The organism is Nocardia sp. CC201C (assembly GCF_030010695.1).
GTDB classification, from domain to species: Bacteria; Actinomycetota; Actinomycetes; order Mycobacteriales; family Mycobacteriaceae; genus Nocardia; species Nocardia otitidiscaviarum.
On record NZ_JASCXP010000199.1, the window covers coordinates 1 to 13,061 of the forward strand.

Consider the following 13,061-nt stretch of genomic DNA (forward strand, 5'->3'; position numbering starts at 1 on the left):
CTACCGACATCACCACCGCGATTGCCGCCGCCACCGATACCGCCGATATTGCCGCCACGGTTGCCGCCGCCACCGATACCGCCGATATTGCCGCCGCGGCTGCCGTCGCTGCCGCTGCCGCGGCTGTTGCCGCCGTTGCCGCTGCGGTTGCCGCCGCCGGTGTTGCTGTTGCCGCCGCCGCTGTTGCCGCCGCTGCCGCTGTTGCCGCCGGCGATGCCGTGGCTGTAGCCGCCGCGTCCGAGGGTGGCCCACCCCGTCGGATCCTCGACATCCTCGGGAATCTGAGCATGACAGCGATCGCACACCAACGTCAGATTCTCGATATCGGTACGACCACCCCGCAACCACGGCACCATATGATGCACCGCGCACATCGTCGCCGGAGCCTCACACCCCGGACGCGTACACCCCCGGTCGGCGGCGATACACGCCAACCGCTGCCACGGCGACGCCAACCGATACTTCCCCCGCCCCAAATGCAGGGGCAAACCCTTGCCGTCGAACAGCATCAACAACGGATACGCGCCCTCGGCCATCCGCAACGCATCCGGGATCGACATCACCGATCCCGATGCGGTGTGGGCGTACCCGGCCCCGGCCTGCAAGTCGGTGAGACTCATCGTCAACACCACCGACACCGGCACGCCCCGGTGAGATCCCAGGTTCTCCGGTCCGCCTGCGGCGGCGAGGAAGGCTTTCACCGCGTCGTGGTTACGCTGCCCGGCACTACGCCGATCCCGCCGCGCCGCCACCTCCATGAGATCCTTGTCGACCGCACCCGGCCCCATCCGGGGGCTGTCGGGATCCTCGGGGTTGCACATGCCCGGCCGCGCCCACTTCGCCAAGACGACATCCAGCAGGGCACGCAGTTGCGGGTCGAGCACGCCCTTGATCTCGCTCATGCCGTCCACGCGTTGTTTGCCCACCCACAGCTCGCGGCGGCGGGCGCGGTCGTCGTCATTGGTGAGGACCCCGTCCGGGTCCAGGCACGACAGCAGCACGTGTCCGACCTTGCTCACATACTCCGGCGGCATCTGCACCGCCGCCCGAGCCAACTGCTGTTCGGCCTCGGCCTGCGTCTCGACAGGCACCGCGGCCGGGATGCGGTCCATCACCCGCATGATCACCCGCGCATGCTCCGGCGACACCACACCCTCGGCCTGCAACGCCGCGGTGGTCGGCAACAACGCCGGACCCGGTTCCCCGCAGAACGCGCGCGGCCGCAACGACGCCGACGCACGCACCCGCGCTCCGGCCTCGGCGGCCGACAGGCGCAGCACATCGATCAGATAGCCGCGCATCCCCTTGGCCCCGGCACGCTCCCACAGATGCCGCGCCTCCACTTCGGCGATCATGCGATGCGACAGTGCCGCCATCCGACAACGAACCGACTCCACCTCCCGCATGACGTCCACGAGAGCGGTGTCGGACAGTCCGGTGAGATCGGTCGCGAGCAGGGCGTCCATCGCAGCGCGCAAATCGGCGGCGGTATCACCGTCCTGACTTTCCCCCTCCGGAATCATGCACCAATTCTACCGCTAAATCCATTGCAGCAGAACAGCAATAGCTATGTGATATCGAAATCTTCAGATGGCAAATCACACTTTCGTCGCGGCGCCCACAAACAGCATTCCACCGAAGTGCTGCTCGATTCGACCTCTGCCGTGCAGACCATTGCGCGCGAGTTCGGCAGCGAATTCTTCTGCTTCGAAGCGGTTTTCGCGCGGATGTACGGTGAATGTCCGCATTATCCAGGTATCGAGAATGTGGCGCGGCACCTCCTCGAAAAGAACGGTACCGCCTGGTCGCAGCACCCGGGCGATCTCGGCGATACCCAGTTGCCATTCGGGCACGTGATGGATGATTCCGAAGTCGGCAACGATATCGAAACTCGCCGCAGGCTCCCGGATTTCACAGACATCACCCTCGGAGACGATGACGTTGTCCCGCCCGGACAGTCGATCCCGAGCCAGGTCGACCATCGCGGGGTCGAAGTCGAAGGCAGTCACCCGCTCGGCCCCGAGGCGATCCTGAAGCACTTCGACACCGACGCCGCGCCCACAGCCGACCTCCAGCACGCTGCGACCCGCGAGGCCACCAGCGACCAGCCGCCGGAACCACGCGGCTTCCCGATGGTGCTGATGCGCGGCTCGCATCGGGTTGTTCATGGCAACTCGTTCAATGGCATTGAGTTTCATCGGCTTCCCCACCGTCGCCTAACGACTTAGGCAAGCCTAACACCGCACCGGCGACTACCCAATGCGGCCGGGAGAAGTCGGGTTTCGCGTCTCAGGCCAGGGCGAAGGTGAGCATGAGTGAGTTCTGGGCGCCTTCGCGCCACCAGGAGTAGCCGAACCATACGCCGGGGGTTACCTCGCGGATCTCGTCGTAGACCTGAGGGGTGGGCGAGGGTGCGTAGTCGAGCGCCCAGGTCGGCTGGCCGTCCAGGATGGCCGGGGCGGTGTAGACGTTGGCGGGCCAGCCTTCGATGCCCGCGCCGGTGATCCGGTTCATGAGGTAGCCGCCGTCGGGGCCGGTGTAGAAGGTCTTGCCGATCCACACGGCGGGGGTCCACCACTGCATGTCGACCGGGCGTACCACCCAGCCGTTCTTGACGCCCATGGGTACGGCACCGCGGGGAGCGTCGCGGAAGATGGCGTCCTGTTGTTCCGGATTGCAGCGGAACCGTAGCGAATCCACGGTTGCCGCACGGTCGTTCGCGAACACTACGCAACCGCCGCCGTAGTCGGTGTCGGCATGGGCGGCGGGTACGGCCAGGGGGCTAAGCATCAGTGCGGCCGCTGCACCTGCGAGAACGAGAGACCTGAGCATGACAGCCTCCAGGGGATCAACCCCGACCCATCCGCCATGCTAGTTCGCCAATCGTTTGCCAGCAATCCCGTGGCAAGCGTCACCATGCGGGAATACTCGGCACGGGTCTAGTGTCGTACCTGTCGTTACTGACGAAATCTGCAAAGAATGTCAGATTGTGGAAAGGACGTCATGTCCAAGATTCTCTTCGTGATGACCGGGTCGGATCACTGGACTCTCGCGGATGGCAGCAAGCATCCGACGGGGTTCTGGGCCGAGGAGTTCGTGGTGCCCTTCGAGGCGCTGAAGTCCGCCGGTCACGACATCGTGGTCGCCACGCCCGGCGGCGTGGTGCCGCCGGTCGATCGGGGCAGCCTCGCGCCGGACGCCAATGGTGGCCAGGAGGTCGCCGATCATCGGGCCGGGGTGATCCGGGACAGCGCCGAGTTGAACAATCCCGTCCGGCTCGAGGATGTCGAGTTGGCGGGGTTCGACGCGGTGTTCTATCCCGGCGGCCACGGGCCCATGGAGGACCTCGCGGTGAACGCCGATTCCGGCCGACTGCTCACCGCCGCCCTGACATCCGGCATGCCGCTGGCCGTGGTCTGTCACGCGCCCGCCGCGCTGCTGGCCGCCACCGCGACCTCGGGTGACAACGCTTTCGCCGGATACGCGTTGACCGGATTCGCCAATGCCGAGGAGGCGCAGGCCGGGTTCGCAGACAAGGCGCGCTGGCTGCTACAGGATCGGCTGATCGAGATCGGTACGGACTACCGGGCGGGCGACCCCTGGGCACCCCATGTGGTGGTCGATCGTAATCTGATCACCGGACAGAATCCGGCGTCGTCCGCCGGTGTCGCCGAGGAGCTATCGAGGAAGTTGGCCTGAATCATGCCCACCGACCGCCTCGACGAGGTCCTCGACGCGACCTACGAGTGCCTGGGGCGCTACGGCGTCAAGCGCACCACCGTCGATGACATCGCCCGCACCATGGGCGTCTCACGGTCGGCGGTCTACCAGTACGTGCGCGGCAAGGACGATGCCGTGCGCCAGCTCGCCCAGCGGCTGCACGCGCGGGCCCTGACGCGGGCGCGGGCGGCGGCGGAATCGGATGCGCCTGCCGCACAACGCATTCGCGGGGTGCTCGCGGCCAAACTCGACCTGGTGCTGCGGTTGATCGAGGATTCCCCGCACGCGACCGAACTGATCGACGAGAAGGCGCGGCTGTTCGGCGATATCTGTGTCGACTACACCGCCGAACTGCGTGCCCTGCTGGTGCGTCTGTTCGCCCAGGCGGGGACCGCATCCTCGGTGCCCCCCGAGGCGGCCGCTGATCTGAGTATCGCACTCGTGGTCGGACTCGAGCAGATGCCGCAGCAGGCGCGGCGACTGTTCGATACCGGTGTCACCGCACTGCTCGCCGGCCTGCTCGCCACCTGAACACCCTGAACACTCTCACCCCCAACACTTTTGGAGCTTTGTCATGTCTTTTTCCAGCCGTGAATGGCATCTCGTCGCCCGTCCCGTCGGCGAGCCGGTGCCCGCCGACTTCTCCCTCGTCACCACCACCGTGCCCGATCCGGGTCCGGGCCAGATCGTGGTGCGCAACGACTTCGTCTCCGTGGACCCCTACATGCGTGGCCGGATGAACGAGGGCGAGTCCTACATCCCGCAGTTCGAGCTGGGTGAGGCGATGACCGGTTCGGCGGTCGGCACCGTGGTGGCCTCGGAGTCGGACGACGTCCCGGTCGGCGCGACCGTGTCGCACTTCCAGGGCTGGCGAGAGTACGCACTGCTCGACGCCGCGCAGGCGCAGGTTGTCGACCCGAATCTCGCTCCGGCACAGGCGTATCTGGGCGTACTGGGTACCACCGGGCTCACCGCGTGGGGTGGTTTGAAGGAGGTCGCCCCGGTGCGCGAGGGCGATGTGGTCTTCATCTCGGGTGCGGCGGGCGCGGTCGGCTCCGTCGCCGGTCAGCTGGCCCGAAAGCTGGGTGCCAGCAAGGTGATCGGCTCGGCGGGCGGGCCGGAGAAGGTGCGCCGCCTCACCGACGAGTTCGGCTACGACGTCGGAATCGACTACCGCGCCGGTGATCTCGTCGAACAACTGCGCAAGGCCGCCCCCGACGGCATCGACGTCTACTTCGACAATGTCGGCGGCGATCATCTCGACGCCGCCCTGGTCACCATGAACCGCTACGGCCGCATCGCCCTGTGCGGCGCGATCTCGGTCTACAACGACACCGAACTGCGCCCCGGCCCCAAACATCTCCCCCTCGCCATCGGCAAGCGGATCACGCTGCGCGGCATGAACGTCAGCGACCACCTGCACCTGGCCCCGGACTTCATCCCCCAGGCCGCCACCTGGCTCGCCGAGGGCACCCTGGCCACCGAGGAGACCGTGGTCGACGGCATCGACAACGCCGTAGACGCCTTCCTCGCCATGATGCGCGGCGCCAATACGGGCAAGATGCTGGTACGCCTGTCCTGACCCTTCGGTTGCGCTGCCCGCCCTACACGGCCCGACACGTGTCGGCGGCGTGCGGGGGCGGGCAGGTCCGATCGTCGCTGCCGGTGAGGTCCTGGGTCCCGCGCCGCTGCCGACGGGATGACGTGCCCGCCGCCGCAATGCTCCCGAAAACACCTTTTCGGGCATACCGTGGAGTTATGCGCACTTCGGTCCATCTGCTGTTGTTCGTGGTCGCCATCGCGATGGGCGTCGGGGCGGTCGGGCCGCTCATCGGGTCGGTTCAGGCGCGTGACGTGCGATTCGAGGATCTGCGCGAGGGCTTCGCGCCGGGTGTCACGCTCGACCAGCTCGCCGAGCAGAACGCGACGCTGTGGTCCTCACTCGCCATCGTGCTGCTCGGTTCGGCCGCCGCGGTGCTGGTGGCCGCGCTGACCGGGTCGCGCGGACTCGCCTGGCTCGGCATCCTCGCCGGGTTGGCCGGTCTCGCGACACTGACCTGGCGGTTGAACGAGCGGTTCGACGATCAACTGCGCGACAGCGCCCGCGACCTGCTCTCCGGCACCTGGGGTCTGTACCTCTTCGGCGGCGGCCTGCTCATCGCATTGTTGGCGGCCCTCGCACCCCGGGAACGCCGGCGGGCGTGACCGACGGGCACGCTAGTCGAGCCGGACCTCGACCGTGACCCGGCCGCGCTCGTCGCGGCGCGCGATGGCGTGCCCGCCGCGTTCCTCCCCGGCCAGGCGCATGGTGATGGGGCCGCCCTCGCCCTGGAAGTTGCGCCACCAGGATTTCTTGTCCGGCATGGCCACGCCGATCTTCAGGACGTCACCCGAGCGCCAGTAGTTGACCGGGGTGCTGAAGGTCTTGCCCGAGCGGCGGCCCACATAGGTGATCTCGGCGAAACCCCGAGCCATGACCGACCCGATCACCGGCATGCGCAGCAGTGCGACCACCGCGCCGTTGACCCCGCCGACCATCTGTCGCGCGACTGCTTTCGGATTCATACGCCCTCCTGATCGAGATCCACGGCCAGCCTAGTGGCCGCGGCACTCATTCACCGAGCGCCGCGACCGCCGTGCGCAGCGATTCGGTGCGATGGTCGAGCCGACCCGCGATCACCCGCACCGCGGCGTCGATATCGTTGCGGGACAGCCGGTCCGAAACCGGAACCCGCGCACCCACCTGCTCGGCGACCGCGACCGCGCGGCCACTTCCCCACACCGTGTCGTAGAGCTGACGGTAGGCGCTGTCGTACACGCCGGTGAACGCGTCGGCGGCGAGAAAACGATCCTGCAGGGGGTTGCCGGTACGCGGCGCGGGTCGGTCGGCGGCCGCGGCGGTGTCCTGTCCGAAGGGTGGGTCGATGGTGTCGTGCGGGCCCGCCGTGGAGTCGTTGATCAGGGCCAGATTGAGGTCCCAGGAGATGACGGAGAACTTCCTGGTCTCCAGGTCCCAGTAGAGGTAGCCGTTGGTGCCCGGTCCGGAGAGATTGTCGAAATTGGCGAGCAGGTTCTGGGTGGCGCTGTAGCGGGCCAGCGATTCGATATCCACCCAATCCCCGAACTCGGCCGTGAAGGTGGCGTCGTCGGCGCGGTCGAGCCAGTGCAGGAGCCTGATGACCGGTTGCAGATCGACGGTGCCGACGGCGTTGATCTGGGTGAACTCCTCGGCGTAGGCCGTCTGGTCGTCACCGCGATACGCGAACTCGGCACCGGAGTGCACCTTGTAGAGCACCCCTTGCCCGGAGCCCAGCCGCGCCGCGTAGTGCTCGTCCGGGTTCTCCAGCACCAGTCTGGTCCGGGTCGGGGCGTCGTTGACCGAGTACACGGCATAGGTGTACCGCTGGGAGGGCTGGCCCGATTCCGCCGTGAGTTCGAGCGCGACGGATTCGTTGAGGCCGGGTGACCCCGGCCGGATGGACAGCTCGGTCATGCCCTGATACGCGCGGCCGGACGCGTGCTCGTCGAAACTGAGCAGCAGCGGCAGACCCGTGGGGTCCTCGGCGCTGAGGCTCGGCACGATATCGGCCGCCCCGCCCCGGGCCTCGTCGGCGGCCGCCGCGTCCGGAACCTCGCCGCGCAGCGATATGAGCGTCGAATTGCCCTTGAGCCGCACGGCCACATCGTCGATCACGGTACCGTCTATGGTGACCGTCGCAGTGGCCCAGTCCTTTTCGCCCTCCTTCTCGAAAGTCTCGATCACGTCCTGATATTCGGCGGGCTCGATGTCGACGTCGATGCGGTGGTCGACCCCGGCGTCGAAGAGGTCGACGGTGCCGTCGATGTCATCGGTGATCGGTGTGCTGGTCACCGCGTAGTCACCGGTCACGTACGGCCGGATGGTGACGGCGCCGAAGACCGTGGCCAGCGTCAGCCCCACGCCGATCAGCGTCGCGGCGATCTTCCAATGCTGTCGAAGGGATCTGGGGAGACGATGCCGCAGCCGGTGTGTCGGACGCGAATGAGCGGGCATCAGATATCGGTCTGGTCGTAGCCGGTGAGGACGGTTACCCGCTGCCCGGCATTGATGCGGCCGAGCTGATCGATCACTTGGGCCGGTGCGATATTCGGCTTCAGCCGGGCGGTGTAGTACAGCTCGGTGAGCGCCCCCGCGCGCACCGACTCGGTGCTGACGAGTTCGAACTCCTGGCACACGCTGATCAGATAGTCCTCGACCACCGCGGTGTATTCCGGTTCCGGTGGCACCTGCACCTTGATCACCTGGCGTCGCACGTCGAGTCGGAACCAGTCGAACCGGTGCATGAGCAGCAGCACCAGGCTCATGGCGACGGTGGCGGCGACGGCCAGCAGGTAGAAGCGGGTGCCGGTGGTCATGCCGATGGCCATCACCAGGAAGATGAACCCGACATCGCGGGTCTCCTTGATGGCGTTGCGGAAACGGATCACCGACAGCGCGCCGACGAGCGCGAAGGCACGGGCGATATTCGAGCCGACCACCAGCATGATCAGGCTGATGACCATGCCGACCACGATCAGCGTCTGCACATAGGACTGACTGTAGGAGATATTGCGGTGGGTGCGTTTGTAGACCCAACCGATGGTCGCGGACAGTACGAACGACAGCGTCAGCGACACGACGATGTCGAAGAGCGTGAATGTGCCGCTGAGGTCTTGGATTTCGAGATTCACCGGATCTCCTCACGGGTTGCGGGGCGACGACGATCGGCGAATTCGGCCATGTCGTCGAGGGATTGGAAGCGGGAGCGCGGCGCGAGTCCGTATGCCTCGACGCTCTGGCAGTACTTGCTGATCCGGACCACCGACATGTTCAGCCGTGCGGTCAGATCCGAGATCCAGTACGGGATGCGTTCATTGGCCTTGATCTCGACGATGCACAGGTGCGGCGGGATGATGAAGCGGTTCTCCGCGCGCAGCCCGAGGTCGAAATCGCGGTCGCGGCCGTGCACTCGGTGGTCGATGGTCGCCCGCAGGCCGAGGTCGGCATCGGCGCCGACGAACGCCTCTCGGGTGTAGCCGGTGGTCACGATGGGCCGCAGCCGCAGCTTCGCGACCAATTCCGTCACCTCGTCCACGAACGCCTGCTCGCGCTCGCTGACCGGGACTTTCAGCATGCCGGAACACAATTCGCGTGCGTGCCGGTAGGACAGCCGGACGCGCCGCTTCTGTGTCACCCGATTGACCCGCTGCTTGATCTCCACGAACGCCTGCGAGTCGTCGGCAATGCGGTCGGGGTCGCCGTACACGCGCAGGCGCAGTTTGCGGCGGAACCGCAGCCCTTCGATCTTCTCCCAGTAGAAGCGCAGGTCACGGGTGTCGTAGTAGAGGCTGGTCACCGGGTAGCCGCCGTGCGGACTGTTGGCGTCGGTGCGCATGCGGGCGCGCAGGGCGGACCGTAGGGCGGGAACGTCGCGTTCGTTCGCCAGATATTTGATCTCGTAGCGGTTGAAGGCGTGCAGTGCGCTGGCGGTCGTGGTCACCGCGGCGGCCGGGTGGTCCGGTGCGCGCGAGAACAGGGTCATGGTCGGTACTCCTCCGACGCCGTCAGCCGATGCTGAACGGCTGGCCGTAGATGGTGATCTTCGACTTCGAACCCGCCTGGTAGGCGGTGACATTGGCGTAGAGCCGGGCTTGGGCGTACCCGGCGCAGCCGGAGATGCCGAACGTCTTGTCCGAATAGGTGAGGCTGGCGCTGGAGCCGTCGAAGGCGTAGTAGCCGACGGTCTCGGTATCGCCGTACTCGTTCTTCTGGGTGATGCTCAGGATCGGGTAACGCCGCACGTCGCCGGGCCCCAGCGTGACCTCCGCCCCCGCGGTCGCGGCGACCGCGGCGGAATCGGAGAGTCGCCCGTCGGCATCGGCGTCGGCCCCTGCGCCGAGGGCCACTTGGCAACCGATGATGTAGCCGACTTCGATGCGGCCGCGATCCATCGCGCCGTCGGCGCTCACCTCGACTCGTCCGGACACCCACACATTGCGGTGCAGCGGCGTCGCGCCCAACGATGGGGAGAGGGTGGCGGAGTCGTCGCCGGTCACGGTGACGACGGTGCCGTCGGCCAGCGGTTCGGAAACCGATACCGGAGGCAGCTCCACGAACTGGTCGGCGTGCGCCGGGGCGGCGGACAGCCACCCGATCGTGCCGGCCACGCCCGCGAGCGCGACGTGGCGGCATGCCCGCCGCCGGGGTCGAGATGTCATCGAAGGTCCTCGCAACAGGGTGGAATCGGCCGGCATGCGCTCAACCGATGCTGAAGGGTTGTCCGTACAGGAATCCGGAGAAACGGTGCGCGCCGTCCGCGGTGGTCACACTGGTCACCGAGCGGGCTTGGGCGTATCCGCCGCATTCGGTGATCTCGATGCCCTGGTCGCGGTAGCGGATGCTGGCCCGGCCGTCCAGCAGGTCGATATCGGTGATCTTCCGGTAGCGAACCTCCCCAGCGCGCAACGGGATCGACAGACCCGCCGACACCGTCGGGGAGCTCAGGTCGATCGACGCGCCGAGGTCACCCTGCAACCCGGTGATGTCGACCTGGCATCCGACGATGTAGCCGACCTCGAGTTCGGCTCCGCTGTCCGCGGGTGCGGTCGCGGTCGCCACGCCCGACACCCATGCGGTGCGGCCGGTGCCGTTCGCGTTGAGAGCGGGCGAGATCACGGCGCGCTCGTCGGCGTTGCCGAAGCGGAAGCCGCCGACCGTGCGCTCCCCTCCGGGAAGATGGACCACCGTATCGGCATGCGCGGGCGTACCGACGAAGGCCGTGGCCGTGACGGCGGCGGCAGTGACGGTCACACGGAGGACGCATCGGGTGTGTCGCGTCCTTCTTCGAGCAGGGCAGGTTCTCACAATGTGTCATCACACCGGGTGAACCTCGGGTGAACGCATGGTTCAGCTGGGAGAAGCCTGTGAGCCGTACGGAAGCATTGCCAGGGCTGGCCGGACAGGTCCTGACTAGGCCCTATCCTGTGCCGAGTGAGCGACAATGGCGCGGCGGCCGGGGCAGTGATCCTGGTCGTCGATGATGAAGCGAATATCCGGGACCTGCTGTCGGCTGCCTTGCGCATGCACGGGTTCCGGGTGGACGCCGCCGCCGACGGCTACTCGGCGCTGACGGCGGCGCGCACCCGACGGCCGGATCTGGTCGTGCTCGACGTCATGCTCCCGGACCTGGACGGGTACGCCGTCGCCCGGCGACTGCGCGAGGGGTGCGACGAGGTGCCGGTGCTGTTCCTGACCGCGCGCGACGCGGTCGCCGATCGCATCGCCGGGCTCAGCGTCGGCGGTGACGACTATGTGACCAAGCCGTTCAGCCTGGAAGAGGTGCTGCTGCGGGTGCACGCCGTCCTGCGACGGACCCGCATTGCCGCCGAACCGGATCGGCTGCTCCGCTACGCCGACCTGACCGTGGATGCGGCCGCCCACTCGGTACATCGCGGTGGCATCGAGATCACCTTGTCCGCAACGGAATTCAGCCTGCTGCATTATCTGGTGAGCAATGCCGGGAGAGTGGTCGGCAAACAGCAGATCCTGAATCGGGTATGGGGTGGCGGCGACCGGGACGGCCGGGTCGTCGAGACGTTCATCAGTCAATTGCGGCGCAAGATCGATGCGCACGGTCCGCCGCTCATCCATACGCTGCGCGGTGTCGGCTACACGCTGCGGAGTGCCGACGGACGCGATTCGTGATCGGCCGCCGCTGGACCCTGCGCTTCCGGCTGCTGCTGGCGGTGGTCCTGGTCGCGGCCACCGGTGTGGCGGCTTTCGGGGTGATCGCCGTCGTCCTGCTGGAGCGAGCCCAGCGGGACCGCATCGACACCCAGCTCGCCCTGGTGGTGGCCGACCTGGCCGGGCCGGATCGGCCGAATCCGCCGCCCGACACGGGCAGCGGCGTGCAGGTGCCGTCCGACTTCCGGATCGTGTTCTTCGAGCCGGACGGCACCCAGGTCGCGCGACTCGGTGCACCCGACGCGACGGCCACCATGCCGGCGCTGCCGGCCATGGACGACCGCTCGGTCCGCGAACGCGGAGACGCGCCGTTCACCGTCGCGGATCAGCGCACCGACACCCGCTGGCGAGTCCGGACGGCCGTACAGGAACCGACCCCGGCACGGACCGAAGGCGGCACACTCGCCGTCGCGCTGTCGCTGCGCACCGCCGAATCCACCACGGCCCGGCTGCGCACCATCGAACTCGTCACCGGGACGACGCTGCTCGTGCTGCTGCTGGGCATCGCGGCCGTCTCGGTGCGCGTGGGTCTGCGACCGCTGACCCGGATCGAACGCACCGCTCGGGCCATCGCCGACGGCGACCTGGATCGCCGGGTCGCGGACACCGACCCGCACACCGAGGTGGGCCGCCTCGGCACGACCTTCAACACCATGCTCACCCGGCTCGACACCACCATGCGTCGGCTCACCGAATCCGAGCAGCGGATGCGTGCCTTCGTCGCCGACGCCTCCCATGAACTGCGCACACCGCTCACCTCCATCCGCGGATTCGCCGAACTGCACCGCCACGGCACCCCCGACGTGGCGCAGACCGCGGACATGATGCGCCGCATCGAAGCCGAGGCCGTCCGGATGAGTGCGATGGTCGACGATCTGCTGCTGCTCGCGCAGTTCGACGAGGAGCGCCCGCTGGACCTCACCGACGTCGACCTGACCGCGCTGGCGCACGACGTCGTGTGCACGACCCGGGCCCGTGCCCCCGAACGGCGCCTGGAGCTGCTCGCGCCGCCGGACCACCGGCACGTCACCGGCGACGCGCACCGGCTGCGTCGGGTCCTGGTCAACCTCGTCGGCAACGCGCTCACCCACACGCCGCCCGACACCCGGGTGACCGTCGTGATCGCCGACGAGCCCGACTCGCTCGTCCCCGACGCACCACTCGTCGCCGAAGCCGGAGCCGCGTCGCCACCCCGCCCCCGGCTGATCGTCGAGGTCCGCGATGATGGCCCGGGAATCGCCGCCGGACGGGCCGCCCACGTCTTCGACCGTTTCTACCGCGCCGATCCCGCGCGGTCCGGAACCGGTGGCACGGGACTGGGATTGGCGATCGTGGCCGCCATCCTGTCCGCGCACGACGCCGGTGTCCAGCTGTACACCGCACCGGGAGCGGGCACCGTCTTCCGTGTTCTCGTCCCGACGGCCGCCGCCCAGCGGCGCGGATGACCACAGGTCCGCTCGGTCGGGAGCTGCTCCTCGAACTGCGGTGCCGTGCTGGATCCCGCGCGCACCGCCTTCGCCGTGTCGGCGGCCGTGGTCCGATTCGCCGCTCACGGCGACGGACGCACGCGCCCCCGGCG

Annotated in this window: 15 protein-coding genes; 6 read left to right on the forward strand and 9 right to left on the reverse strand. The window is 67.9% G+C overall.

What is annotated here, in order from left to right; genetic code table 11:
• From QK444_RS20520 to QK444_RS20530, 3 genes are all read right to left on the reverse strand, one after another.
• A partial coding sequence (locus QK444_RS20520) for an HNH endonuclease signature motif containing protein (protein WP_282782696.1) occupies positions 1-1,523 on the reverse strand: 1,523 nt, incomplete at its 3' end.
• Between the two features lie 75 nt (positions 1,524-1,598).
• On the reverse strand, positions 1,599-2,198 hold the full coding sequence (locus QK444_RS20525; RefSeq protein WP_282782698.1) for a class I SAM-dependent methyltransferase: 600 nt from the start codon (positions 2,196-2,198) through the stop codon (positions 1,599-1,601).
• 91 nt (positions 2,199-2,289) lie between these two features.
• Positions 2,290-2,790, reverse strand: a complete 501-nt coding sequence (locus tag QK444_RS20530) for a hypothetical protein (RefSeq protein WP_282782700.1) — start codon at positions 2,788-2,790, stop codon at positions 2,290-2,292.
• Between the two features lie 213 nt (positions 2,791-3,003).
• Between QK444_RS20530 and QK444_RS20535 the strand changes: the two genes are divergently transcribed.
• The 4 genes from QK444_RS20535 (at position 3,004) to QK444_RS20550 (ending at position 5,925) form a co-directional block, all read left to right on the forward strand.
• Positions 3,004-3,699 carry a type 1 glutamine amidotransferase domain-containing protein gene (locus QK444_RS20535; protein ID WP_282782702.1) on the forward strand — a complete coding sequence of 232 codons (696 nt, stop codon included), beginning with the start codon at positions 3,004-3,006 and terminating at the stop codon, positions 3,697-3,699.
• Between the two features lie 3 nt (positions 3,700-3,702).
• Positions 3,703-4,251, forward strand: coding sequence for a TetR/AcrR family transcriptional regulator (locus QK444_RS20540; RefSeq protein WP_282782704.1), 549 nt, complete (start codon positions 3,703-3,705; stop codon positions 4,249-4,251).
• Between the two features lie 43 nt (positions 4,252-4,294).
• The gene (locus tag QK444_RS20545; RefSeq protein WP_282782706.1) at positions 4,295-5,302 is read left to right on the forward strand and encodes an NADP-dependent oxidoreductase; all 1,008 of its coding nucleotides are present in this window, start codon (positions 4,295-4,297) and stop codon (positions 5,300-5,302) included.
• A gap of 176 nt (positions 5,303-5,478) precedes the next feature.
• Positions 5,479-5,925, forward strand: coding sequence for a hypothetical protein (locus QK444_RS20550; protein ID WP_039815689.1), 447 nt, complete (start codon positions 5,479-5,481; stop codon positions 5,923-5,925).
• A gap of 12 nt (positions 5,926-5,937) precedes the next feature.
• On the opposite strand, the gene QK444_RS20555 is transcribed toward QK444_RS20550, so the two are convergent.
• The 6 genes from QK444_RS20555 to QK444_RS20580 form a co-directional block, all read right to left on the reverse strand.
• Positions 5,938-6,285, reverse strand: coding sequence for a hypothetical protein (locus tag QK444_RS20555; RefSeq protein ID WP_282782709.1), 348 nt, complete (start codon positions 6,283-6,285; stop codon positions 5,938-5,940).
• Positions 6,286-6,331: 46 nt separating this feature from the next.
• Positions 6,332-7,660 carry a CotH kinase family protein gene (locus QK444_RS20560; RefSeq protein ID WP_282782711.1) on the reverse strand — a complete coding sequence of 443 codons (1,329 nt, stop codon included), beginning with the start codon at positions 7,658-7,660 and terminating at the stop codon, positions 6,332-6,334.
• A gap of 92 nt (positions 7,661-7,752) precedes the next feature.
• Entirely contained in the window at positions 7,753-8,430 is a 678-nt protein-coding gene (locus tag QK444_RS20565) for a DUF4956 domain-containing protein (protein ID WP_282782713.1), read from the reverse strand.
• A complete protein-coding gene (locus QK444_RS20570) occupies positions 8,427-9,281 on the reverse strand; it encodes a polyphosphate polymerase domain-containing protein (protein WP_282782715.1) in 855 nt (284 codons plus the stop codon). Before QK444_RS20570 ends, QK444_RS20565 begins: the two co-directional genes overlap by 4 nt.
• A gap of 22 nt (positions 9,282-9,303) precedes the next feature.
• Positions 9,304-9,957, reverse strand: a complete 654-nt coding sequence (locus QK444_RS20575) for an MspA family porin (protein ID WP_282782716.1) — start codon at positions 9,955-9,957, stop codon at positions 9,304-9,306.
• 40 nt (positions 9,958-9,997) lie between these two features.
• Positions 9,998-10,549, reverse strand: coding sequence for an MspA family porin (locus QK444_RS20580; protein ID WP_282782717.1), 552 nt, complete (start codon positions 10,547-10,549; stop codon positions 9,998-10,000).
• A 180-nt stretch (positions 10,550-10,729) separates the two neighbouring features.
• Here QK444_RS20580 and QK444_RS20585 point away from each other — a divergent pair, with 180 nt between their 5' ends.
• Together QK444_RS20585 and QK444_RS20590 are read left to right on the forward strand one after the other, a co-directional pair.
• Positions 10,730-11,443: a response regulator transcription factor gene (locus QK444_RS20585; RefSeq protein ID WP_282782718.1), complete on the forward strand. Its 714-nt coding sequence runs from the start codon at positions 10,730-10,732 to the stop codon at positions 11,441-11,443.
• Positions 11,440-12,927 (forward strand): HAMP domain-containing sensor histidine kinase, encoded by a 1,488-nt coding sequence (locus QK444_RS20590; protein WP_282782719.1) that lies wholly within the window; start codon positions 11,440-11,442, stop codon positions 12,925-12,927. Before QK444_RS20585 ends, QK444_RS20590 begins: the two co-directional genes overlap by 4 nt.
• The last annotated feature ends 134 nt before the right edge of the window (positions 12,928-13,061 follow it).